Source organism: Nocardia higoensis, assembly GCF_015477835.1.
GTDB classification, from domain to species: domain Bacteria; phylum Actinomycetota; class Actinomycetes; order Mycobacteriales; family Mycobacteriaceae; genus Nocardia; species Nocardia higoensis_A.
Window position 1 is genome coordinate 668,741 of sequence record NZ_JADLQN010000002.1, and the last position, 22,906, is coordinate 691,646.

Annotated in this window: 21 protein-coding genes; 15 read left to right on the top strand and 6 right to left on the bottom strand. The window is 69.7% G+C overall.

Annotated elements, in window-relative coordinates; translation table 11 throughout:
* Positions 1–15: 15 nt before the first annotated feature.
* A complete protein-coding gene (glmS, locus tag IU449_RS16980; protein ID WP_195003028.1) occupies positions 16–1,896 on the top strand; it encodes a glutamine--fructose-6-phosphate transaminase (isomerizing) in 1,881 nt (626 codons plus the stop codon).
* 134 nt (positions 1,897–2,030) lie between these two features.
* On the opposite strand, the gene IU449_RS16985 is transcribed toward glmS, so the two are convergent.
* On the bottom strand, positions 2,031–2,462 hold the full coding sequence (locus IU449_RS16985) for a cupredoxin domain-containing protein (RefSeq protein WP_195003029.1): 432 nt from the start codon (positions 2,460–2,462) through the stop codon (positions 2,031–2,033).
* A 102-nt stretch (positions 2,463–2,564) separates the two neighbouring features.
* On the opposite strand from IU449_RS16985, the gene IU449_RS16990 reads away from it, so the two are divergent.
* The 7 genes from IU449_RS16990 to tsaD all read left to right on the top strand — a co-directional run bounded on the left by IU449_RS16990 (position 2,565) and on the right by tsaD (position 9,570).
* Positions 2,565–4,049 (top strand): NAD(P)H-hydrate dehydratase, encoded by a 1,485-nt coding sequence (locus tag IU449_RS16990; protein WP_195003030.1) that lies wholly within the window; start codon positions 2,565–2,567, stop codon positions 4,047–4,049.
* A 169-nt stretch (positions 4,050–4,218) separates the two neighbouring features.
* Positions 4,219–5,364 carry an alanine racemase gene (gene alr / locus IU449_RS16995; RefSeq protein ID WP_195003031.1) on the top strand — a complete coding sequence of 382 codons (1,146 nt, stop codon included), beginning with the start codon at positions 4,219–4,221 and terminating at the stop codon, positions 5,362–5,364.
* 75 nt (positions 5,365–5,439) lie between these two features.
* Positions 5,440–6,519: an alpha/beta fold hydrolase gene (locus tag IU449_RS17000; protein ID WP_195003032.1), complete on the top strand. Its 1,080-nt coding sequence runs from the start codon at positions 5,440–5,442 to the stop codon at positions 6,517–6,519.
* A 141-nt stretch (positions 6,520–6,660) separates the two neighbouring features.
* On the top strand, positions 6,661–7,113 hold the full coding sequence (gene tsaE, locus IU449_RS17005) for a tRNA (adenosine(37)-N6)-threonylcarbamoyltransferase complex ATPase subunit type 1 TsaE (protein WP_195003033.1): 453 nt from the start codon (positions 6,661–6,663) through the stop codon (positions 7,111–7,113).
* A gap of 101 nt (positions 7,114–7,214) precedes the next feature.
* Positions 7,215–7,916: a tRNA (adenosine(37)-N6)-threonylcarbamoyltransferase complex dimerization subunit type 1 TsaB gene (gene tsaB / locus IU449_RS17010; RefSeq protein ID WP_195003034.1), complete on the top strand. Its 702-nt coding sequence runs from the start codon at positions 7,215–7,217 to the stop codon at positions 7,914–7,916.
* Positions 7,917–8,038: 122 nt separating this feature from the next.
* The gene (gene rimI, locus IU449_RS17015; RefSeq protein WP_195003255.1) at positions 8,039–8,530 is read left to right on the top strand and encodes a ribosomal protein S18-alanine N-acetyltransferase; all 492 of its coding nucleotides are present in this window, start codon (positions 8,039–8,041) and stop codon (positions 8,528–8,530) included.
* Positions 8,527–9,570, top strand: coding sequence for a tRNA (adenosine(37)-N6)-threonylcarbamoyltransferase complex transferase subunit TsaD (tsaD, locus tag IU449_RS17020; protein WP_195003035.1), 1,044 nt, complete (start codon positions 8,527–8,529; stop codon positions 9,568–9,570). The genes rimI and tsaD overlap by 4 nt, the downstream gene beginning before the upstream one ends.
* Positions 9,571–9,745: 175 nt before the next feature.
* Here the strand turns inward: tsaD and IU449_RS17025 are convergent, their stop codons facing one another.
* The gene (locus tag IU449_RS17025) at positions 9,746–11,317 is read right to left on the bottom strand and encodes an Hsp70 family protein (RefSeq protein WP_195003036.1); all 1,572 of its coding nucleotides are present in this window, start codon (positions 11,315–11,317) and stop codon (positions 9,746–9,748) included.
* A gap of 479 nt (positions 11,318–11,796) precedes the next feature.
* On the opposite strand from IU449_RS17025, the gene groES reads away from it, so the two are divergent.
* The gene (gene groES / locus IU449_RS17030; protein WP_040704586.1) at positions 11,797–12,099 is read left to right on the top strand and encodes a co-chaperone GroES; all 303 of its coding nucleotides are present in this window, start codon (positions 11,797–11,799) and stop codon (positions 12,097–12,099) included.
* A gap of 134 nt (positions 12,100–12,233) precedes the next feature.
* On the top strand, positions 12,234–13,844 hold the full coding sequence (gene groL / locus IU449_RS17035; protein ID WP_195003037.1) for a chaperonin GroEL: 1,611 nt from the start codon (positions 12,234–12,236) through the stop codon (positions 13,842–13,844).
* Positions 13,845–14,175: 331 nt separating this feature from the next.
* On the opposite strand, the gene IU449_RS17040 is transcribed toward groL, so the two are convergent.
* From IU449_RS17040 to IU449_RS17050, 3 genes are all read right to left on the bottom strand, one after another.
* Positions 14,176–14,427: an RskA family anti-sigma factor gene (locus IU449_RS17040; RefSeq protein ID WP_195003038.1), complete on the bottom strand. Its 252-nt coding sequence runs from the start codon at positions 14,425–14,427 to the stop codon at positions 14,176–14,178.
* A gap of 1 nt (position 14,428) precedes the next feature.
* Entirely contained in the window at positions 14,429–15,004 is a 576-nt protein-coding gene (sigK, locus tag IU449_RS17045; RefSeq protein WP_195003039.1) for an ECF RNA polymerase sigma factor SigK, read from the bottom strand.
* 424 nt (positions 15,005–15,428) lie between these two features.
* Positions 15,429–15,722: a WhiB family transcriptional regulator gene (locus IU449_RS17050; RefSeq protein ID WP_040794630.1), complete on the bottom strand. Its 294-nt coding sequence runs from the start codon at positions 15,720–15,722 to the stop codon at positions 15,429–15,431.
* Positions 15,723–16,354: 632 nt separating this feature from the next.
* On the opposite strand from IU449_RS17050, the gene IU449_RS17055 reads away from it, so the two are divergent.
* From IU449_RS17055 to IU449_RS17065, 3 genes are all read left to right on the top strand, one after another.
* On the top strand, positions 16,355–17,233 hold the full coding sequence (locus IU449_RS17055) for a hypothetical protein (protein WP_195003040.1): 879 nt from the start codon (positions 16,355–16,357) through the stop codon (positions 17,231–17,233).
* 157 nt (positions 17,234–17,390) lie between these two features.
* Positions 17,391–17,969 carry a sigma-70 family RNA polymerase sigma factor gene (locus IU449_RS17060; RefSeq protein WP_195003041.1) on the top strand — a complete coding sequence of 193 codons (579 nt, stop codon included), beginning with the start codon at positions 17,391–17,393 and terminating at the stop codon, positions 17,967–17,969.
* Positions 17,962–19,056, top strand: a complete 1,095-nt coding sequence (locus IU449_RS17065) for an anti-sigma-D factor RsdA (protein WP_228804787.1) — start codon at positions 17,962–17,964, stop codon at positions 19,054–19,056. The genes IU449_RS17060 and IU449_RS17065 overlap by 8 nt, the downstream gene beginning before the upstream one ends.
* Before the next feature lie 192 nt (positions 19,057–19,248).
* Here IU449_RS17065 and IU449_RS17070 read toward each other — a convergent pair whose 3' ends face one another.
* On the bottom strand, positions 19,249–19,662 hold the full coding sequence (locus IU449_RS17070) for a DUF5319 domain-containing protein (protein WP_011207424.1): 414 nt from the start codon (positions 19,660–19,662) through the stop codon (positions 19,249–19,251).
* Between the two features lie 226 nt (positions 19,663–19,888).
* Here IU449_RS17070 and guaB point away from each other — a divergent pair, with 226 nt between their 5' ends.
* Both guaB and IU449_RS17080 read left to right on the top strand, forming a co-directional pair.
* The gene (guaB, locus tag IU449_RS17075) at positions 19,889–21,433 is read left to right on the top strand and encodes an IMP dehydrogenase (RefSeq protein ID WP_195003043.1); all 1,545 of its coding nucleotides are present in this window, start codon (positions 19,889–19,891) and stop codon (positions 21,431–21,433) included.
* 232 nt (positions 21,434–21,665) lie between these two features.
* Positions 21,666–22,871 (top strand): GuaB3 family IMP dehydrogenase-related protein, encoded by a 1,206-nt coding sequence (locus tag IU449_RS17080; protein ID WP_195003044.1) that lies wholly within the window; start codon positions 21,666–21,668, stop codon positions 22,869–22,871.
* The last annotated feature ends 35 nt before the right edge of the window (positions 22,872–22,906 follow it).

Here is a 22,906-nt window from a genome sequence, read left to right on the forward strand (position 1 = left end):
GTACTCTGGGGAGCCATGTGCGGAATCGTTGGCTACGTCGGGTACCGGGACGCGCTCGGCGTCGTCGTTGACGCGTTGCGCCACATGGAGTATCGCGGATACGACTCCGCGGGCGTCGCGATCCTGGACGGCGTGGGCTCGCTGGCGGTCGAACGCAAAGCGGGCCGTTTGGCGAATCTGGAGGCCGAACTCGCCGAGTCCGGGCCGGGCGCGTTCGCGGGAAGCACCGGTATGGGGCACACCCGCTGGGCCACCCACGGCGCACCTACCGACCGCAACGCGCACCCGCACCGGGCCGCCGACGGCAAGGTCGCGGTGGTGCACAACGGCATCATCGAGAACTTCGCCCCATTGCGCCGCGAACTCGAGATCGCGGGGGTCGAACTGCTCAGCGACACCGACACCGAGGTCGCGGTCCACCTCGTCGCTCGGGCCTATGCCGAAGGCCCGACCGCGGGCGACTTCACGGCCAGCGCGCTGGCCGTGCTGCGTCGGCTGGAGGGCGCGTTCACGTTGGTGTTCGCGCACGCCGACCACCCGGACATGATCGTCGCGGCGCGTCGCAACACCCCGCTGGTGGTGGGTGTCGGCCAGGGCGAGATGTTCATCGCCTCCGACGTCACCGCGTTCATCGAGCACACCCGCGAAGCGGTGGAGCTCGGCCAGGACCAGGCCGTGGTGATCACCGCCGAGGGTTACACCGTCACCGACTTCGCCGGGCGTGCCGACGGCGTGCGGACCCGGCCGTACACGATCGACTGGGACATCGCCGCCGCCGAGAAGGGCGGCCACGACTACTTCATGCTCAAGGAGATCGAGGAGCAACCCACCGCTGTCGCCGACACGCTGATCGGGCATTTCACCACCGACGAATCGGGCGGGCGCATCGTGCTCGACGAGCAGCGTCTGGCCGATCAGGAACTGCGCGAGTTCGACAAGGTGTTCGTGGTGGCCTGCGGCAGCTCCTACCACGCGGGCCTGCTGGCGAAGTACGCGATCGAGCACTGGACACGTCTGCCCGTCGAGGTCGAGCTGGCCAGCGAGTTCCGCTACCGCGACCCGGTGTTGGACCGCTCCACGCTGGTGGTCGCCATCTCGCAGTCCGGCGAGACCGCTGACACGCTGGAGGCGGTGCGCCACGCCAAGGAGCAGAAGGCCAGGGTGCTGGCGATCTGCAACACCAACGGCGCGCAGATCCCGCGCGAATCCGACGCGGTGCTCTACACCCGCACCGGCCCGGAGATCGGCGTGGCCTCCACCAAGGCTTTCCTCGCACAGGTCGCGGCGAACTATCTCGTCGGCCTGGCGCTGGCGCAGGCGCGGGGCACCAAGTACCCCGACGAGGTCGCCCGCGAGTTCCAGGAACTCGAGGCGATGCCGAAGCTGGTGGCACGGGTCCTCGAGACCGCCCCGCAGGTGCGGGCGATCGCCCGTGAACTCGCGCAGGTGCCGACCGTGTTGTTCCTCGGTCGCCACGTCGGCTACCCGGTGGCACTCGAGGGCGCGCTCAAGCTCAAGGAACTGGCCTACATGCACGCCGAGGGCTTCGCCGCCGGTGAACTCAAGCACGGCCCGATCGCGCTGATCGAGGACGGGTTGCCGGTGATCGTGGTGATGCCGTCGCCGAAGGGCCGGGCGGTGCTGCACTCCAAGTTGCTGAGCAATATTCGCGAGATCCAGGCCCGCGGCGCGCGCACCATCGTGATCGCCGAGGAGGGCGACGACACGGTGCGTCCGTTCGCCGACGACCTCATCGAGATCCCGTCCGCGCCGACGTTGTTCCAGCCGCTGCTCTCGACGGTGCCGCTGCAGATCTTCGCGGCCGAGATCGCGCAGGCACGCGGCTACGACGTCGACAAGCCGCGCAACCTGGCGAAGTCCGTCACCGTCGAGTAGACCGGCCGGTCCCGAAGCCGCGCTTCGAGATGAGCGGCCTGCGACCCACGGGGGCCCGCCCAGGGGACCGCCAGCGCTGCCGAGTCGGCGGCGACCCGCCCGGTGACACCGGCCCAGGCGAAGAACCAGGACGACTACTCGACCGTGACCGTTGCGCGCATGTCCGGATGCAGGCTGCACAGGTAGCGGTACTCGCCGGGCACGGTGAAGGTATAGCTCCATTCGCCCGCGGTGAGGATGGGGCTGTTGATGCCCATCGCCTTGTCGCCGATGCCTTGGACCGAATGCGGCACGCTGTCGGCGAAGATCCAGGTCACGGTATCGCCGACCCGGACGGACACATTCGCCGGGGAGAAGGCCATGTCGTCGACGTTCACCGTGACGGCCGCGGCGCCCGCGGTCCGGGAGGGGTCGACCGGGGCGCCCGTGCCGCCGGAGACGGAGGTCGAAGCGGTGGCGGGCACCGGGTCGGTGTCGCCGGAACCGCAGCCGGCGAGGACCGCCGAGGCGGTCAGGACGAGCGCGGCGATCACACGCGCGCGGCTGGGACGGTGCAGGATCGGCATGATGGACGAGCGTAGTGGGCGGCCGGGTAGGGTCCGGACGCACGTGTCGTGTGGGGCGGCGCGTCGATGTACGGTCCGGCCGATCGTGGGAGGCGAGCGTAGATGTCCGTTCTGTCAGATTCTTCTCGCTTATCCGCGCGCGGCTACTTCGGTGTAGCCGATATCCGTGCCGCCGAAGCGGAACTGTTCACGCGCGTGCCGGACGGAGTGCCGATGCAGCGGGCGGCGCACGGGCTGGCCCGGGTGGTGGCCGCCGAACTGCGGGAGCGTACCGGTGGGGTGGCCGGGCGGTCGGTGACATTGATCGTCGGCGCGGGTGACAACGGCGGCGACGCGCTGTGGGCGGGGGCGAAACTGCGGGGACGCGGGGTCGCCGTGCGCGCGATCCTGCTCGAGCCCGAGCGGGCGCACACCGCGGGACTCGCCGCGTTGCGCCGGGCGGGTGGCCGGGTGGGCGGCGAGCCGGGTCACCCGGATCTCGTCGTCGACGGCATCGTCGGTATCGGTGGGAAAGGGGCGCTGCGCCCCGCGGCCGCGGACGTGATCGCGCGGGTGGCGGCGCCGATCGTGGCGGTCGACCTGCCCAGCGGCGTGGACCCGGACACGGGTGCGATCGCCGGGCCCGCGGTGCGCGCGGCGGTGACGGTGACCTTCGGCGCCTACAAGCCCGTGCACGCGCTGGCCGCGCCGTGGTGCGGCCGAATCGAGTTGGTGGACATCGGATTACGTCTGCCACCGGCGCAGCTGGCGGCGCTCTCGCCCGCGCGGGTGGGTGCGCGGTGGCCTGTGCCCGCCGCTACCGACGACAAATACACCCAGGGCGTCACCGGCGTCTGCGCGGGCAGCGCGACCTATCCCGGTGCGGCGGTGCTCTCGGTGGGAGGCGCGGTCGCGGCCACCTCCGGGATGGTGCGCTACGCCGGCAGCGCCACGGCACAAGTACTCGCGCGTTTCCCCGAGACGATCGCCACCGGAGACATCGCCACCACCGGCCGGGTGCAGTCCTGGGTGTTCGGCCCCGGCGCGGGCACCGACGCGGACGCGCGCCGACGGCTGGTCGAGATCCTCGCCACCGAGGTTCCGGTCGTGATCGACGCCGACGGCCTGACCCTGCTCGCGCGCGAACCCGAACTGCTGCGCGGCCGTACCGCACCCACCGTATTGACCCCGCACGCAGGTGAGTTCGCCCGGCTGACCGGACGCGAACCTGGCCCCGACCGCGTCGCCGCGGTCCGTGACCTCGCCGAGCGCTGGGAAGTCACCGTGCTGCTCAAGGGCCGCGCCACCCTGGTCGCCCAGCCGGGACAGCCGGTGCTGGTCAACGAAGCGGGCGGATCCTGGGCAGCGACGGCGGGTGCGGGCGACGTGCTCTCCGGAATCATCGGCGCGCTGCTGGCCGCCGGTCGTGATCCGGCCGAGGCCGCCGCGTCGGCAGCACGGGCCCACGCCCTCGCCGCTGCCCTGGCCGCCCACCAGCACGGCCCGGTCGGCGCGCCGGTCTCCGCCTCCCCACTGCTGGCACACGTGCCCGCCGCGATCGCGAACCTGCGTGCGCTCGCCGAAGGCGCGTCCGCGTGCCCCGAGTGATCAGCGGCGCCGTCGCCGGTGGGCCGTCTTTCGCCCCCGATCGACTGGTGCGGATCGGATCGATCAGGGCCGCAACGAGAATCGTTCGTGATTCTTTTCGGGAACATCCCTGTGACCTGCCTGTTCTCGATCCGGCGAGACGGGGTGCCCATAACTTTCGGGGCAACGAGTGGCAGGATCGGGGGCTGTGAGTGCCCAGGTGGAAACTGTCGTCGATCTCGACGCGATCGCCCATAACGTCCGAGTTCTGCGCGACCATGCCGGTGCCGCGGCACTGATGGCCGTGGTGAAGGCGGATGCCTACAACCACGGAGCGGTGGAGGTGGCACGCACGGCGCTGGCCGCGGGGGCTCGCGAACTGGGTGTGACGACGATTCCGGAGGCGCTGCGGTTGCGCGAGGCGGGGATCACCGCGCCGATCCTGTGCTGGCTGCACACCGAGGACACCGACTACGCCGCGGGAATCGCCGCCGACGTCGAGATCGCCGTGTCGAGCATGGCGCAGCTGCGGGCGGTCGCGGCGGCGGCGCGCACCGTGGGCCGAAGGGCCACGATCACTCTCAAGATCGACACCGGGCTCAATCGCAACGGCATCGCCGAGGCGGAGCTGCCCGCGACCCTGGCGGTGTCGAGCGAACTGGTCGAGGAGAAGGTGGTCCGGCTACGCGGGATGTTCTCCCATCTCGCCCACGCCGACGAACCCAAGCACGCCTTCCTCGACGAACAGCGCGAGCGGTTCGTCGCGGCGATCGCCACCGCCTCGGCGCACGGCCTGCGCCCGGAGGTGACCCATATCGCCAACTCGGCGGCGACCATGACTCGGCCGGATCTGCGCTTCGACATGGTGCGGCCCGGCATCGCCGTCTACGGATTGAGCCCGGTGCCCGAACTCGGCGACTTCGGTCTGCGCCCGGCCATGACGTTTCAAGCCTCGGTCGCGCAGGTGAAGCGGGTCGCCGCGGGCCAGGGTGTTTCCTACGGGCACCAGTGGACCGCCCCGCGCGACACCACCGTGGCGCTGGTGCCCGCCGGGTACGCCGACGGCGTGTTCCGGCTGCTCAGCGGACATTTCGACGTGTGGCTGGGCGGTGCTCGCCGCCCCAATGTGGGCCGGGTCTGCATGGATCAGTTCATCGTCGATCTCGGGGAGAACGAGGCCGGGGTGAAAGAGGGCGACACCGCCGTGCTGTTCGGTGCGGGCGCGGGGGTGCCCAGCGCCCAGGAGTGGGCGGATCGGCTCGGCACCATTCACTACGAGGTGGTCTGCGCGCCACGTGGGCGGGTGAGCCGACGTCACATCGGAGCCGGTTCGTGAAGTGTGTCGAATCGGTTGCCGACCGGTCGGGTGCTGTGCTGGACTCGGAATCAGTCTGCTGAGGGGATGCATCCGATGAGGTCACGACGCTCCGTTGTCGGACGCGGAGGATTGGCCGCCGCCATCATGGTCGGTGCGCTCGCCGGGGCGCACGCGCTGCGCCGGGCGGGTCAGTGGGTGCTGCATTCGCGGCTCCCCGACGACTATGAGAACGAGGATTTCGCCCTGTTCGACAGCGATCCGGCGAGCTGGGTCAGGACCGCCGACGGCGTGCGGCTCGCGGTGCGCACCCACGGGCACGAAAACGCCGCGGCCACCGTCATATTCGTGCACGGCTTCTGCAACACGATGGATTCGTTCCACTTCCAGCGCCGTGACCTGCCCCGACGCTGGGGGCCGGATGTGCGGCTGGTCTTCTTCGACCAGCGCGGGCACGGTCACTCCGGGGTGCCCGCGGCGGGCACCTGCACTGTCGGGCGGTTGGGTCGCGACTTGGGCGCGGTGATCGAGAAGGTCGCGCCGAGCGGGCCGGTGGTGCTGGTGGGCCATTCGCTCGGCGGCATGGCGGTGCTCGCCGCCGCGTCCCGGTTCCCGGAGCTGTTCACCACCCGGATCCGCGCGGTCGCGTTGATCTCCACGACGGCGGCCGAGGTGACCTCGATGGGGGTGACCCAGCTGCTGCGTAATCCGGCGATCGACGGCTTCCGGCTGTTCGCGCACCTCGCCCCCGCGCTCGTGCAGGCAGGACGCACCACCGCGCGGCACGTGATCACCCCGCTGCTGCACGTCACCTCCTTCCACGGCCCGGTCAGTCCGGCGCTGTCGCGATTCACCACCCGGATGATCGACCGCACCTCGATCGACACGATCGTGAAGTTCCTCGATTCCATCCGCCTGCACGACGAATCGGCCGCATTGCCCGCGCTGGCCGACACCCCCGTGCTGGTGCTCGGCGGCAGCAACGACGTGGTGATCCCGTTCGGTCACTCGCGCCTGCTGGCCGAGGCGCTGCCCGACAGCGAACTGGTCCGGGTCCGTGACGCCGCGCACATGCCGCACCTGCAACACCCCGACCAGGTGAACGACGCGCTCGACGACCTGTTGGTTCGCGCCGGGATCTTCGACGAGGACATGCGGCTTCGGCAGGGCAGCTGACCTCGCACGCGCCCGGGCCGGTTCCGCAGGCGGACACGGGGACCGCCGAAGGGCGCCCGAGGACACCGGTAGGCTCGACGCCGGCGGCGACCCACGGCGGGTCGCCCGTGTCGACATCGAGGACGGGAACGGAGAGCAGCCGTGACAGAGCGGCACGAACGCAACCTGCCGACCGTCGCCGATACCGAGGCGCTGGGCCGTGAACTCGCCGCCGATCTCTCGGCGGGCGATCTCGTGGTACTCGACGGTCCCCTCGGCGCGGGTAAGACCGCGCTCACCCGGGGCATCGCCGCGGGGCTCGGCGTACAGGGAAGGGTGAGTTCCCCCACCTTCATCATCGCCCGGCTGCACCGCGCCGGTGCGCGTGCGGGCGCCCCGCCGGTGCCGCTGGTACACGTGGACGCCTACCGGCTCGGCGGCGACCTCGACGAGTTGGACGCGCTGGATCTGGATACCGAACTGCATCAGGCGGTGGTGGTCGTGGAATGGGGGCGCGGCGTGGTCGAGCATCTGAGCGAACGTCATCTGCGGGTGGAACTGCGCAGGGAACCGGATTCGGAGGTGCGTACCGCGGTCTGGGAGTGGATCGGCTGACCGGGCGGGCGCCGCCGAGGACGCCCCGGCTCGCCGGTCTTCCGCCACAGCCCGATGCTGCGCGAAGACGCGAGCTACCACCCGGTATCGTGGGGTCAATCATGCTTGTACTCGCCGTCGACACCGCGACCCCCGCCGTCACCGCGGGACTGGTGGAACTGGGACAGGCCGCGGACGGTTCGGCCGACGCGGCCGGGTCACGCACACTGGCCTCGCGGATCACCGTCGACGCGCGCGCCCACGCCGAGGTACTCACCCCGCAGATCCTCCAATGTCTCGACGAGGCACGACGTTCCAGGACCGATATCGAGGCCGTCGTCGTCGGCATCGGCCCCGGCCCGTTCACCGGGCTGCGCGTGGGGATGGCCACCGCGGCGGCGTTCGGTGACGCGCTCGGCCTCCCGGTGCACGGGGTGTGCAGTCTCGACGCGATCGCCGCCGATGTGGCCGAAGCGGCCGATCTGCCCGCCGCTCGGGAACTTCTGGTGGTCACCGACGCGCGCCGACGCGAGGTGTACTGGGCCCGCTACCGTGACGGAGTTCGCATCGACGGGCCCGGGGTGATCAAGCCCGCCGACCTCGACCACGAAGGCGCCGGTGCGGTCGCGGGATCCGCTTCGCACGTCGACTACTTCGATCTGCCGGTGATCCCGGTGGAGACGCCCTCGCCGGCCGGACTGGTCCGCGTCGCCGCCGACCGGCTGCTCGCGGGTGCGGCGCCCGATCCGTTGACACCGTTGTATCTGCGTAGGCCCGACGCCGTCGAGAAGGCCTTCCGCACGCTCGACCGGACGGGAGCGTGACGGTGACCGAATCACCGGGCGGCGACGCCGACCTCAGCGTTCCCGACCTCAGCGTTCCCGGCATCGCTGCTCCCGATCTCGCTGTTCCCGGCCTCGGCGCCGCGGGCATCAGCATCGTGCCGATGACCGAGGCCGACATCGCGCGTTGTGTCGAGCTCGAGCACCTGCTCTTCCCCGAGGACGATCCCTGGCAGGCGGTGTCCTTCCACTCCGAGCTCGCCGGAGCGCACAACCGCTACATCACCGCCCGCGACAGCACCGGCCGGATGGTTGGGTACGCGGGCATCGCCCTGCTCGGCGACGGCGAACATCCCGAAGCCGAAGTGCACACCATCGGAGTCGATCCCGACTGCCATCGCGGCGGCATCGGCACCCTGCTGCTCAACGCGCTGCTTGCCGAGGCGGGCAAACGCGGCGGCCCGGTGTTCTTGGAGGTGCGTACCGACAACGCGCCGGCCATCGCGCTCTACGCCAAGCACGGATTCCACATCATCGGCTTGCGCAAGAACTACTACCACCCCAGCGGCGCCGACGCCTACACCATGCGCAGGCCGGAACTCACCGCGCAGGGCCGGGAATGGCGCGCGAGCCAGACCGACGAGGTGTTGTCGTGATCGTCATGGGTATCGAATCCTCCTGCGACGAAACCGGGGTGGGCATCGTCCGGCGGCATCCGGACGGCAGTTGCGAACTGCTCGCCGACGAGGTCGCTTCCAGCGTCGATCAGCACGCCCGCTTCGGCGGCGTGGTACCTGAGATCGCCTCACGCGCCCACCTGGAGGCGATCGTGCCCGCGATGCGGCGCGCACTGTCGGCGGCGGGCATAGTCGCGCCGGACGCACTGGCGGTCACCATCGGCCCCGGTCTGGCCGGTGCGCTGCTGGTAGGCGTCGCGGCCGCGAAAGCCTATGCGGCGGCGTGGGATGTGCCGTTCTACGCGCTCAATCATCTCGGCGGCCATGTGGCCGTGGACACCCTCGAACACGGTCCGATGCCACCGTGCGTGGCGCTGCTGGTCTCCGGCGGCCACACCCACCTGCTGCACGTGACCGATCTCGCCGAACCGATCGTCGAACTCGGCAGCACCGTCGACGACGCGGCTGGCGAGGCCTTCGACAAGGTCGCCCGGCTGCTGGGGCTCGGCTTCCCCGGCGGGCCCGCGCTCGACGCGGCCGCGCGCAGCGGCGATCCGCGCGCGATCGCCTTCCCGCGCGGCATGACCGGGCCGCGCGACGCTCGCCACGACTTCTCCTTCTCCGGCCTCAAGACCGCGGTGGCCCGCTATGTCGAAGCCGCGCAGCGCGAGGGCATCACACCCGATCGGCTGCCGATCCCGGATATCGCCGCCTCCTTCCAGGAAGCGGTGGCCGACGTGCTCACCATGAAGGCGGTGCGCGCGGCGCAGGACGTCGGGGTCGACACCCTGGTGCTCGGCGGCGGCGCCACCGCCAATTCCCGGATTCGGTCATTGGCCGAAGAGCGTTGCGCCGCGGCGGGCATCACCCTGCGGGTGCCCAAGCCGCGGCTGTGCACCGACAACGGGGTGATGATCGCCGCGTTGGGCGCGCATGTGATCGCCGGTGGGGCACAGCCTTCGTCGCTCACCGTCGCCAGCGATCCCGGTCTACCGGTGTCGGTCAGCCAGATCTGCTGAACCGCGGTCGTTCGCCCGACCGGTTCTCACGGCGGAGGTGATAGTGAGCCTCGGCCATGAACCTCGGCCAGGGTGTCACCGGTTCAGGTGGAGGCCCGGCGCGATGGGCCGCCGGTCAGGAGGGGATGTGTCCCCCTGCCGGAATGGGTCGATGAGACGTATGCGCTGGAGCACGCTAGGCGATGCGCTGTTCGCCGGTGGAGCTGTCCGCGGCCGAACCGGATTCGGCGGGCGGGAAGGGGAATCGGGTCCTGGCGGGGGACTGGGGCGGTGTGCTCGGCGCAGGCGAGGTGATCGTGGGCGGGGTGGTGGGACCTTGCCGTTCCGGCTCCTGGGACGCCGGGCCCTGTTCGGGCGCTTGCTGATCCAGCAGGTCGCCCAGCAGTTCGGGGAACGGGATCGGGGGCAGGTTCGGATCGGGCCGCAGCGTCGGCGGGGTGCTGGGCACGAGGGATCCGGTGGGGTCCGGCGTGATCGCGTCCGGGGTGGTTGTCTGCGGTGTCGTCGGGCTTTCGGGGACGACTCCGGGCGCGGGGCCGACGGCCGTTGCGCCGGTCGGCGGCCGGGTGGCGTTCGGCTCGGCGAGGGTCGGTGTGGCCGTGGTCGTCGGGGTGGCGGGCAGGCGGGCGCTGCTGGTGGTGCCGGCCGGGGAGACCTCGTTGTCGGCGGTCGGCACGAGAGTCTTGATGCCGTAGCCGATGATCAGGCCCACCACCACGACGGCACACGCGAGCACGCCCGCCACCTTGGTGAACGTGCTCGCCGAGGACTCCGTGCCGATCTGACCGACCGGAGCCGCCGTCGGCTGCGCGGCGTCGGCGACGAGCGCCGCGCCCTTGGCGATCACGGCTTCCGGATCGTCCACGGTGATCACCGGGAGTTCGAGCTTGCGTCCCAGGGTGTGCGCCAGCGACGGGATGTTGGCGCCGCCGCCGACGAGGGCCACCGCCTCCGGCGCGCGCGCCGAGCGTGCGAAGGCCGCGGCGACGTAGGCCGCGGTGTCGGCGAGCAGGCCGCCGATGAGCACCTCGAAGTCGGCCCTGGTGAGCTTGAGCGGACGGCCCGCCACATGGTCGATCGTGACGGCGGGCGCCACCGACAGATGCTCTTTGGCGGCACGTCCGCGATTGATCAGCATGGCCCGGTTCGGACGGGTGCCGCGGCGGGCGAAGTGCAGGTCGACCAGGTGGTGGTAGATGAGTTCGTCGATGGCGGTGCCGCTGATCGCGTGGGTGCGCTGGGAGTGCAGCACGGTGTCGTCGGCCTGTTCGGCGACGGTCACGCTCATGCCGGTGGCGCCGAGGTCGACCAGGGCGATGGTGTCGTAGCGATCGGTCAGGCCGGTGTGGCGCAGGTAGATCAGCGCCGCCTTCGCCTCGGGGACGAGTTCGAGTTCCCGTCGCCTACCGATGGCCGAACGGATGACCTGGGCCTGCTCTTTGCTGCGGTAGGCGACCGCGACGCTGGTCGGCGGCTGCGCGGGCGCGGGCGTGGCGGTGTCGTGTTCGCCGGCGCGCCGGACACCGGTCGAACGGGTGGGCCATGCGGCATCGTGCCCGGGCGGGGTCACCGGAAGTTGGGTGGTCATCAGGTCGATCGAGGAGGCGACGAGATCACCGATGTCGGAATGAGCGGCGTCCGCCGAGACGACGCGGTAGTCGAAGCTCTTGGCGCCGTTGGCGGCGGTGGCGACCAACGCCGAGCAGACGACTTCGTTTCCGGCGGAGATGCCGAGGGACGTTCGCATGTTCACCTCCCTTCAACGGACGGGCGAGGGGCGCGGGACGATTGGAGCGGCGGGGACGGTGGGGCAGTGGTGCGCAACGCTTCGTGACGGTGCTCCGGCGTCTTCATGAGTTCCGCTTCATGAGTTCCGCGCCGTGAGTCCCGCACCGATGCGGGCAGCGCGGCCCGACGGCCGTGGTCCGGTCGTCGCCCATACTGTCACAATCCGTTATGCGAACGTTACAGTTTCGGCGAACCTATGGAAAGTCGGCGGAAGAATTGGCACCGCCCGGCCTTGAGCGCTGGCACTCTCATGTATAGAGTGCTAGTGACGCGGTTGCCCACCACGGCAACCGATGTCGAACGCAGTTGTGACTACTGAGCAGGGGTCCCGGCACCCGCGACGACGGGGCTATGCGCAGGGTCAACCACCGTGACCGAACCCGATGGTCCGGGACAACAGTCCCGGACGACGTATCCCCTGAAAGTGGAGGGCTCAACGTGGCGAGCGTGAACATCAAGCCGCTCGAGGACAAGATCCTCGTCCAGGCCAACGAGGCCGAGACGACGACTGCCTCCGGCCTGGTCATCCCGGACACGGCGAAGGAGAAGCCGCAGGAAGGCACCGTCGTCGCCGTCGGCCCCGGCCGCTGGGACGACGAGGGCGAAAAGCGCATCCCCCTGGATGTTCAGGAGGGCGACACCGTCATCTACAGCAAGTACGGCGGCACCGAGATCAAGTACCAGGGCGAGGAGTACCTGATCCTCTCCGCGCGCGACGTGCTGGCTGTCGTCAGCAAGTGATCGCGCTCGACGTGGTCCCCTCGGGCCCGCGTCACCCGGCCCCGTCCGGGATCGAGTCGTAGCGACGTGCCCCGGTTCCCCCGCAGCGGGGCCGGGGCACCGTCGTTCCAGCCCCCATTCAAGGAAAAGGACTCATGGCAAAGCAGATCGAGTTCGACGAAAAGGCTCGCCGGGCTCTCGAACGCGGCGTCGACAAGCTCGCCGACGCGGTCAAGGTCACCCTCGGCCCGCGCGGTCGTCACGTGGTGCTCGCCAAGGCGTTCGGCGGACCGACCGTCACCAACGACGGTGTGACCATCGCACGTGACATCGACCTCGAGGATCCCTTCGAGAATCTCGGCGCGCAGCTGGTCAAGAGCGTCGCCACCAAGACCAACGACGTCGCCGGTGACGGCACCACCACGGCCACCGTGCTGGCGCAGGCGCTGGTGCGCGGCGGCCTGAAGAACGTCGCCGCGGGCGCCAACCCCATCACCCTGGGTTCCGGCATCGCCAAGGCCACCGATGTGGTCTCCGAGGCACTGCTGGCCGCCGCCACCCCGGTCTCCGGCGAGCAGGCCATCGCCCAGGTCGCCACCGTGTCCTCGCGGGACGAGGAGATCGGCGAGATGGTCGGCAAGGCGCTGAACACTGTCGGCAAGGACGGCGTGGTCACGGTCGAGGAGTCCTCGACGATGCAGACCGAGCTGGTCGTCACCGAGGGCGTGCAGTTCGACAAGGGCTACCTCTCGCCCTACTTCGTCACCGACACCGACACCCAGCAGGCCGTCTACGAGGACGTCTTCGTCCTGCTGCATCGCGAGAAGATCAGCTCGCTGCCCGACCTGCTGCCGCTGCTGGAGAAGATCGCCGAGGCGGGCAAGCCGGTGCTGATCGTCGCCGAGGATGTCGAAGGCGAAGCGCTGTCGACCCTGGTGGTCAACTCCATCCGCAAGACCCTCAAGGCCGTCGCGGTCAAGGCGCCGTTCTTCGGTGACCGCCGCAAGGCGTTCCTCGACGACCTCGCCGTGGTCACCGCGGGCACCGTGATCAACCCGGATCTGGGCATCACGCTGCGCGAGGCGGGCCTGGATGTGCTCGGCCGGGCACGCCGAGTCGTCGTCACCAAGGACGAGACCACGATCATCGACGGTGCGGGCACCGCCGAGGACATCGCCGCCCGCTCCGCGCAGCTGCGCCGCGAGATCGAGGCGACGGATTCGGACTGGGATCGCGAGAAGCTCGAAGAACGCCTGGCCAAGCTGGCGGGTGGCGTCGCGGTGATCAAGGTCGGCGCGGCTACCGAGACCGCGCTCAAGGAGCGCAAGTACCGGGTCGAGGACGCGGTGAGCGCGGCCAAGGCCGCCGTCGACGAGGGCATCGTGCCCGGCGGCGGCACCGCCCTGGTGCAGGCGGCGACCAAGCTGGTCGAGCTGCGGGACTCGCTGTCCGGCGACGAGGCGGTGGGCGTCGAGGTCGTGCGCAAGGCGCTGCAGGCGCCGCTGTTCTGGATCGCCACCAATGCCGGTCTGGACGGCGCGGTCGTGGTCGCCAGAGTCGCCGAGGGCAAGGAAGGTTTCAACGCCGCGACCCTCACCTACGGTGACCTGCTCACCGACGGTGTCGTCGACCCGGTCAAGGTGACCCGTTCCGCCGTGGTGAACGCCGCCTCGGTGGCGCGCATGGTGCTCACCACCGAGAGCGCCATCGTCGACAAGCCCGCCGAGGAGGCCGACGATCACGGCCACCACGGGCACGCCCACTGATTCACCGATCAGGTCGTGAACCCACGGCGCCCCCGGTCGTTTCGACCGGGGGCGCCGTCGTGTGTGCCCTGAAGGACAGCCGAGACCTCCGCCGCGTGGCCGGGTAGCCGCAGACGCCGTGCGCGGACGCCCCTCGGCATCCGACTGGCGCAGGCGATTCCGACGGTCGCGCGCTCGCAGCAGGCTCGGGGCGAGCGCGGGCGTGCGAGACGGCTGAGGGAAATCCGCGACTGCGGAGAAAAGGACGTCGGGAAGAAGTTTCGAGGAGAAAGGTCCCGGCGGAATGAGATGTCAGGAGAGGGAATTCGAGGACGATGTCCGTCGAAGGGCCTCAGTCCGCGGTCGGAGAGTCATCGGCGGCGACGGCCGCGAGAAGGCGCGCCCGCAAGCCGGGCGGAGGGGCGGTGGCGGTCACCTCCGCCAGCGCGGCCAGGGCGTCCTGGGCGCGTAGCACTTCGGCGCGGAATCCCGCTCTGTCGGCGGGATCCTCGTCATCGAGCGCTTCGTGCAAGGCGTGCTGGTCTTCGTCGTCGATCGATCCGAGCGCGACGGCGTGCGCGAGATCGATCCGGGCTTCGGTCAACTCACGTCACCCCCAAACTTTTCTTCAGTCGTGTCAAACCATCCCTGATCCGGGATTTCACGGTCGGCAGCCCGACCCCGAGGTGCGCGGCGACCTCGGCGTAGGTGCGCCCACCGTAGTAGGCCAGCGAGATGGCCTCGCGCTGGGTCTCGGTGAGATCGGCGAGCCCGGCGAGGACGGCGCGCTGTTCGGATCTGCGCTCGACTTCCTCCACCACCTCGTCGAACTCGTTGTCGCCCACCCGCGCCCCGTAGGTGGCTTCCCGCAGGGTGTGGGCCTGTTCGGCGCGGACGCGGTCGACCGCGCGGCGATGGGCGAGTGTCATCAACCAGGTCATGGCGGAGCCGCGAGTGGAATCGAAATTCCCTGCGTTGCGCCATATCTGGAGGTAGACCTCCTGGGTGGTCTCCTCCGCGTACCCGGGATCTTGGAGCACCCGGAGCACCAGACCGAACACGCGTGAGCTCGTTCGGTCGTACAGTTCTGCGAAAGCGTTCTGGTCGCCCTGGCCGCATCGGCGCAACAGCGCGGCTAGTTCGAGGCTTTCGGCTACGCGTGCCGACACCGCAGACTCCACATCTGGTGGGGTGGCTTCTCTTCGGATCGAGTCGCCCTCTGCGGCCGACGGCCGCGTCGTCACAACGCTCCATTCTGTGTCATCAGTCACTACGTTAGCGCGAAGCTATCGCCGGCGCACCCTGTGGGGTGCCGGAACCGTCGGTGGCTCAGCAATTTTGCGGCTATGTTGTGGCAACTCGCGACACGCCGGGCGTGATGCGAGCCGGCGGCCCGGGGGACGCCCATAGTTGTCGGAAACATGGCCCGAGGCCTCGTGCGTCTCGCCCCAGCCTGTCCGGCCCGTCCCGCCCTCGGCCGTGTGGGCTCCGGAGCGTGTGGGTTCGGGAATGCCTCGCTGGAACGAATGCGGGCCCGACCCGGTGTCGGGTCGGTTTCCGCAAGGCATTCGGCGCAGGTGTGGGCAGTGGATGGGTCGCGGTCTGTCAGACGGCCATGCGGCGACGATTGCGCCGGGCGTGCAATTCGCGTTCGGTCTCGGACATACCACCCCAGATGCCGTAGGGCTCACTCACCTTGAGTGCGTGGCTGCGGCACTGCATCAGCACCGGGCAGGCGCGGCAGATCTCCTTGGCGCGCATCTCGCGTGCGGTGCGAGCCCGGCCGCGTTCGCCGTCGGGGTGGAAGAAGACCGCCGAGTCCACGCCGCGGCAGGAACCGCGCATCTGCCAGTCCCAGACGTCGGCGTTCGGTCCGGGGAGGTGGGTCGGCATGGGCATGGTGAACTCCTTGTGATGCGAGCTCGTCAGCGTCGTCGAGCAGTTGTTTTCTGCACAGTCATCGGGTACGGCCCGATCGGCCGTGGCCGTGGGTCTCGCCCCGCCGGGAGGTCGCTGCAATTTCGCGCGGCGCCCGTCGTGGCGATGAGCTACGTTAGGGCCAGCCGTGAATTTCCGTCAATAGTTCGACGCGCCGGCTTTCCGAATAGGAGAAGGTGAAATTTAACCTCCGCACTGTTTACATTCATCCTTCAGTCCGGTAGTACTGGACGGTTGCCCGATAGAACGCCAGTGTGCGATCGCAATGTGATCCCGCGCGTAATCCCTGGTAGGTCATCATTTTCGGGGGCAGATATGAGTTGGTCGGGCTCGAGGTCGGTTCGAGGGCCGGTGTGCTGGAGATCGCCGAAAGCAGGTTGGGCGGTATGTTTCCAGATGGCGTGAACGGGGCGCGCAGGTAAATTGCGGGAAACGGATGTGAATTCGCGGCGGCGTTGGTCGCACTACTCCTCCGGGAGATTTACCGGATAGAAACATGGCGCCCGAGTGGAAATGCTGACTGTTTGCCGAAGGGGTCACGCCGGTTCCGGTCACGGTGGGGGTCCGGCGTGGCGCGGGTTACGCTGCGGCTCGTGTTCGTACCAGTTCCGCTAGCGGATGCTCGATTCGAAATCCTCGTCGACGCGGCGTTCGGGGCCCGTCCGGCCGAGGCCGCTGTCGGGTTGCCGGCCACCACGGACCCCTTCGCGACCTGGCTGCGAGCCGTCGCGCTCGGTGGTCAGGGCCGATACGCGGCGGCCAGGGCGGAACTGACGCGGGTGTTGCGGAGACCTCTCGATCCAGTGTCGTCGTCACTGGCCGCGAGCACGACAGGATCACTGCTGCGTCAACTGGGTTGGCACGCCGCCGCTTCCGGCTGGGACGGCAGGGCCGCCGCGCTGGTGCTGCCCGGGCTCGTCGCCGCGGACCCCGAGTCCGGCGCAGTGATGCCGGACCGGGTGGACGCCGCGTGCGACGCGCTCACCGGCCTGGCCGCCGACGCGCTCGGCCTGGGCCGGCTGGATCTGGCGGCCCGGCTGCTGGAAAGGGCCTGGGCACTGCTCGGCGACGACGAGAGCGTCCGGGTGCGGGCCCGAATCCGCCTGTGCTGGGTCCGCGCCGAGACCGCGCTGGCGGGCGGCGACGCCGTCCGGGCGCTCCCGCACGCCGAAGCCGGGCTGCGACTGGCCGATACGACACCCTCGGTCCGGCATCGGATCAAGTCCGCGCTGCTCGTCGCCGCGGCCACCGCGGCCGCGGGAGACCTCGACCGAGCCGCGGAACTCGCCGCGGCGACCGGCGAGCGTGCCGCCGAGCACGGGCTGCTGCCGCTGCGGTGGGCGAGCGCCATGCTCGGATCCGGTGTGGCGGCGACGCCCGAGGGGCGGACTTACGCGACAGCCGAGGCGAATTCGTGCGAGCAGATGATCTTTCATCTGGGCGGACGGTTCCGACCGGCCGGGACGTGCTGAAAGTCACTTCCGAGGCCGAGTTGGTTCCGGCCGCGGGTGACCACAATGCTGGGGGCAGGGGGTGGTGTCGCTATTGTTGGTTGCGTTCCGCCGGTTCGGCGGAAGCACCGGTCGCTCGCAGACCGTGCCACTCGTAACGCCAGGAATATCTCTGACGATGACGCATACGGGCGAAGAGTTGGACCTCGCCGTCACTGCCGCCGCGCAGGGCGACAGGGCCGCTCTAGCTCGGGTACTGGGGCTGGTCCGTCCGCTCGTTGTCCGTTACTGCCGCGCGCGTATCGGTGCGGCCGAACGCGGTCAGCTCTCAGCGGACGACGTCGCGCAGGAGGTATGTCTGGCTGTGATGACGGCCTTGCCCAGGTATCAGGACCAGGGCAGGCCCTTCATGGCCTTCGTCTACGGAATCGCTTCGCACAAGGTCGCCGACGCCCATCGCAACGCCGCCCGTAACAAGGCGGAGGCAATGGCCGAAGTACCAGATGTCATATCCACCGACCACGGCCCGGAACAACGAGCTCTCGAATCGGAGACGAGCAGGCAGATGAATCGTCTGCTCGCGACTCTGCCCGAAAAGCATCGGGAGATCTTGGTCCTGCGCCTGGTCATGGGTTTGTCAGCGGAAGAAACCGCAGCCGCCGTGGGCAGTACGGCGGGGGCGATACGGGTTGCCCAGCACAGGGCACTCGCAAAACTGAAAGCACAAGTGGCGAGGGCAGGTGAAATGTATGGCTAGGGATGGCGAGCGCGGTCGAGGCGACTGGAAGGCGCGGCGCGGATCGCGGAACAGCGGTCCCTACGCCGGGGGTGCTGGTGATGCCGGACCGGTGGACATCGCGGCGGTGCGCCGCGATGATGCGCTGATCGACGCCATCGTGAGTGGTGGTCCGGTGCAGACCGACAGCGCGGAGGAATTCCAGCTCGCCGCGCTCCTCGCGGACTGGCGGAGCGAGCTGATCGAGCCGCCGATGCCGAGCACACCCGATCTGGACGCGGTCGTCGCCGCGGTCAACCAGGAGATCGGGGCTCGGAAGGTCCGTGTCGGCGCCCAGGCGCGTGGGAAGCTTCGACTGCTGTACCCCATCACGGGAGCGGCCGCCGCTCTCGCACTGATCATCGGCGGCACCACCGCGTTCTCCTACAGCGCGGAGCCGGGCGATCCGCTGTGGCGGGTCAAGGAGGTCGTGTTCAGCGAGCAGGCTCAGACCACCGTCGTCCAGCGCGCCGACAGCGAGCTGTCGCAGGCGGAACAGGCGCTCGAACAAGGCAACTACAGCCAAGCCGCCGCCCTGCTGGAACGTGCGCAGACCAATGTGGGCCAGGTCAGCGACAACGGTAAGAAGCAGGAGCTCGAACGCGCGTGGCAGCTGCTGCTGACCGACCTGCGCGAGAAATCTCCGGAGCTGGCGACGCAGCTGGAGCAGACGGTGCAGCCGTCCACTGTGCCGCGACCCGGGACCACCGTCACCGTGGACCCGACCACCGGCAACACCGTGACGATGCTGCCCCCGAACCAAGGCACCACCGATCCCACGGATCCGGAGAACCCGACGCAGGCGGGTGAGCCCTCGGGCACGCCGGATGCGACCACCGATCCGGGCGCACCGCCCACGCAGCCGTCGGATGAGCCGCCGACCGCGAACCCGCCGACCACGAACCCGCCGACCACGAACGCGCCGGCGACACAGCTTCCGCCGACCACGGCACCGAGCAACGGCGGTGGCCTGCCGTCGGGCATCATCCCGACCCTGCCCTCCGGCGGCCTCCAGCTGCCGACGGAGCTGTTGCCGCCCGACGTGCTCTCACCGGAGCCGACAACCTGACCGATCCCTGTCATGAGCTCGCGAGAACCGACCGCCTGCCGAGGTGGTCGGTTCTCGTCTGTTGTGCGGGGACGGGCGGTGTGCGGACTCCTGAGTAGACAATTCCGCCTGAGCAGATCCGCGAACGAGCGCACAGCACCGAGCCGGGAGGGAGCCCGGCCGAATCACCCCGCCGCGGCGGGGCCGGGGAATTCAGCTGTCGAATCCGTCGAAACCGTCGCCGTGGAACGCCTCGTTCATCGACGCGTCCGCGTAGCCGCGACAGTAATCCCACGTGACGTAGGCCTCGGGGGTCGGATCATAGGCGGGTTCATGGGGGCGCACCGTGCCGTCCACCAGCAATTGCAGCAGATTGGCGCGCAGCATGTCCCAGTCGTGGTAGTGATCTTGTCTGCAGTCCTCGCAGCTGACCACGAGTCCGCGGATGCCGCGGTGGGCCAGTAACGCTTCGTAGACCGCGAGGTCGGCGAGATCCTCCTCGACCGCAAGGCGCTCGTGGGGATCCAGCGGCTCGCCGGGCTCGATGGCATCGAGCGCGGCGGACGGGTCGGAGGGGTCTCCGGCGAATGGATCCGGCGGCAAGCCAGGTGGTAGATGGTCACGCACACACCCACGGTACGCAGAACAGGGTGGTCTGCGCCAGCGCTGCCGCGTGCCAGTTTCGTGGGCAGGCTCGGTCCGGACCCGGTTCGCTGTACAGATACCATGATGGACAGGCGCTGGAGAAGTACCCGACTCGCTGATCCCGCTGCCACCGTCCATCCCATCAGTTGTGCGCGACGCCGCTCCTCGGCGCCTGCCGCTGTTCGACGTCCAGGAGGGGTCGATCCGAATGAGTAATCCCGTACCGGGCGAACGAATCGCAGTCCGCCCCCCTACGGGTGGCGACGATCCGAACAAGATCGCCATGCTCGGGCTCACGTTCGACGACGTGCTGTTGCTGCCCGCCGCTTCGGACCTGATTCCCAGCTCTGTCGAGACCTCCAGCAACCTCACCAGGGAGATCCGGCTGCGGACGCCGCTGGTGAGTTCGGCCATGGATACCGTCACCGAGGCCAGGATGGCCATCGCCATGGCGCGCGCGGGCGGCATGGGTGTGCTGCACCGCAATCTCGCCACGGCCGATCAGGCCGCCCAGGTGGAGACCGTGAAGCGCTCCGAGGCGGGCATGGTGACCGATCCGGTGACCTGTCGCCCGACCGACACCCTCGCCGACGTGGACGCCATGTGCGCGCGGTTCCGCATCTCCGGCCTGCCGGTGGTCGACGAGACAGGCGCGCTGGTGGGCATCATCACCAACCGCGACATGCGTTTCGAGGTCGACCAGAACCGCCGGGTCGCCGACGTGATGACCAAGGCTCCGCTGATCACCGCCCAGGAGGGGGTGACCGCCGAGGCCGCGCTCGGTCTGCTGCGCCGCCACAAGGTGGAGAAGCTGCCGATCGTCGACGGCAACGGCAGGCTGCGCGGCCTGATCACCGTCAAGGACTTCGTCAAGACCGATCAGTACCCGAACGCCACCAAGGACCGCGACGGCAGGCTGCTGGTCGGCGCCGCGGTCGGCGTCGGCGAGGACGCCTGGTCGCGGGCGATGACGCTGGCCGACGCCGGCGTGGACGTGCTGGTCGTGGACACCGCGCACGGTCACCAGTCGCAGGTGCTGCAGATGGTCGCCAAGGTCAAGGCCGAGGTCGGCGATCGCATCCAGGTCGTCGGCGGAAATGTCGCCACCAGGCAGGGCGCCGCCGCGCTCGTCGAGGCGGGCGCGGACGCGATCAAGGTCGGTGTGGGCCCCGGCTCGATCTGCACCACCCGTGTCGTCGCCGGTGTCGGCGCGCCGCAGATCACCGCGATTCTGGAGGCCGTCTCGGTCTGCAAGCCCGCGGGCGTGCCGGTGATCGCCGACGGCGGCATCCAGTTCTCCGGCGACATCGCCAAGGCCATCGCGGCGGGCGCGTCGACGGTGATGCTGGGCTCGCTGCTGGCGGGTACCGCCGAATCGCCGGGCGAGCTCATCCTCGTCGGCGGCAAGCAGTTCAAGAGCTACCGCGGCATGGGCTCGCTGGGCGCCATGCAGGGACGCGGCCAGGCCAAGTCCTTCTCCAAGGACCGCTACTTCCAGGACGATGTGCTGGCCGAGGACAAGCTGGTGCCCGAGGGCATCGAGGGTCGGGTGCCCTTCCGTGGGCCGGTCAGCCAGGTGATCCACCAGCTCGTCGGCGGTCTGCGGGCGGCGATGGGGTACACCGGCTCGCAGTCGATCGCTCATCTGCAGGAGGCGCAGTTCGTGCAGATCACCGCGGCCGGCCTGAAGGAGAGTCATCCGCACGACGTCACCATGACGGTGGAGGCCCCGAACTACACGGGCCGCCAGTAGCGCTCGCATCGACGGCCGGAACCCGCCCGACACCGGGGTCCGGCCGTCACTGCTGTCCGCGATAGTCTCTCCACCGGCGCGAGACTGCGAGAACCATCACGCTCGCGACACCCCGCGTTCGGCGGGGAGTCGAGCGAAGCACCGTTCGCGAGGATTCGGGGGCCGCGAACACGCCGAACTGCGACGGCACTCGGTCGGGCAGCGGCACTTCCGATACCGAAAGGACAAGCACGTGCGCGACATGGTCGAGATCGGCATGGGCCGGACGGCCCGGCGTACCTACGAACTGGACGATGTGGACATCGTTCCTTCGCGGCGGACCCGTTCGTCGAAGCAGGTCTCGCTGGGCTGGCAGCTCGATGCCTACCGGTTCGAGATCCCGCTGGTGACGCACCCGACCGACGCGCTGGTGTCCCCGAAGCTCGCGGTGGAGCTGGGCAGGCTCGGCGGGCTCGGCGTCATCAACGGCGAGGGCCTGTGGGCCAGGCACGCCGATGTCGAGGCCAAGATCGAGCAGCTGATCGATCTCGCCGAGCAGGGTCGCTATGAGCACGCGGTGGCGTTCCTGCAGGAATTGCACGCCGCGCCGCTGCAGCCGGATCTGCTGGCCGCCGCGGTGGCCGAGGTGCGCGCCGCCGGGGTGACCGTCGCGGTGCGCGTGAGCCCGCAGAACGCTCGCGCGTTCACCCCCGGCCTGGTACAGGCCGGTATCGATCTGCTGGTGGTGCACGGCACGATCATCTCCGCCGAGCACGTCGGCGACGGCGAGCCGCTGAACCTCAAGACTTTCATCGCCGAGCTGGACGTGCCGGTGGTGGCAGGCGGCGTCAGCGATCACCGCACCGCGCTGCACCTGATGCGCACCGGCGCGGCGGGCGTGATCGTGGGCTACGGCTCCTTCCCCGGCGCCACGACCACCGGTGAGGTGCTCGGCATCGGGGTGCCGATGGCCACCGCGATCGCCGACGCGGCGGCCGCGCGGCGCGACTACCTGGACGAGACCGGCGGGCGCTATGTGCATGTCATCGCCGACGGCGATATCGCGACATCGGGCCATCTGGCGAAGGCCATCGCCTGCGGTGCGGACGCGGCGATGCTCGGCGTGCCGCTCGCCGTGGCCGCCGAGGCGCCCGGCCGGGGCTGGTACTGGCCTTCGGCCGCCGCGCATCCCTCGGTGCCGCGCGGTTCGCTGCTGCAGGTCGAGGTCGGGGACGCGGACCTGCATGCCCTGACCGCGGCAGCCGGGGAGGACGACCTGGACTACCTCGAGGAGATGGGGCACAGGGAGCGGCCGAGTCTGGAGCGGGTGCTGTTCGGGCCGTCCGACGATCCGTTCGGTTCGCTCAACCTGGTCGGCGGCCTGCGCCGTTCGATGGCCAAGGCGGGCTACTCCGATCTCAAGGAGTTCCAGAAGGTCGGCTTGAGCGTGCGTGCCTGACCTCGCACGCACCGGGATGCCCCTGCGTTTCGGCG

What these genes read in the sequence shown, in the direction of transcription:
- glmS (WP_195003028.1), top strand. Translation starts at nt 16, where the DNA reads ATGTGCGGAATCGTTGGCTACGTCGGGTACCGGGACGCGCTCGGCGTC.
- IU449_RS16985 (WP_195003029.1), bottom strand. Translation starts at nt 2,462, where the DNA reads ATGCCGATCCTGCACCGTCCCAGCCGCGCGCGTGTGATCGCCGCGCTC.
- IU449_RS16990 (WP_195003030.1), top strand. Translation starts at nt 2,565, where the DNA reads ATGTCCGTTCTGTCAGATTCTTCTCGCTTATCCGCGCGCGGCTACTTC.
- IU449_RS17000 (WP_195003032.1), top strand. Translation starts at nt 5,440, where the DNA reads ATGAGGTCACGACGCTCCGTTGTCGGACGCGGAGGATTGGCCGCCGCC.
- tsaB (WP_195003034.1), top strand. Translation starts at nt 7,215, where the DNA reads ATGCTTGTACTCGCCGTCGACACCGCGACCCCCGCCGTCACCGCGGGA.
- rimI (WP_195003255.1), top strand. Translation starts at nt 8,039, where the DNA reads ATGACCGAGGCCGACATCGCGCGTTGTGTCGAGCTCGAGCACCTGCTC.
- IU449_RS17025 (WP_195003036.1), bottom strand. Translation starts at nt 11,317, where the DNA reads ATGCGAACGTCCCTCGGCATCTCCGCCGGAAACGAAGTCGTCTGCTCG.
- groL (WP_195003037.1), top strand. Translation starts at nt 12,234, where the DNA reads ATGGCAAAGCAGATCGAGTTCGACGAAAAGGCTCGCCGGGCTCTCGAA.
- IU449_RS17050 (WP_040794630.1), bottom strand. Translation starts at nt 15,722, where the DNA reads ATGCCCATGCCGACCCACCTCCCCGGACCGAACGCCGACGTCTGGGAC.
- IU449_RS17060 (WP_195003041.1), top strand. Translation starts at nt 17,391, where the DNA reads ATGACGCATACGGGCGAAGAGTTGGACCTCGCCGTCACTGCCGCCGCG.
- IU449_RS17065 (WP_228804787.1), top strand. Translation starts at nt 17,962, where the DNA reads ATGGCTAGGGATGGCGAGCGCGGTCGAGGCGACTGGAAGGCGCGGCGC.
- guaB (WP_195003043.1), top strand. Translation starts at nt 19,889, where the DNA reads ATGAGTAATCCCGTACCGGGCGAACGAATCGCAGTCCGCCCCCCTACG.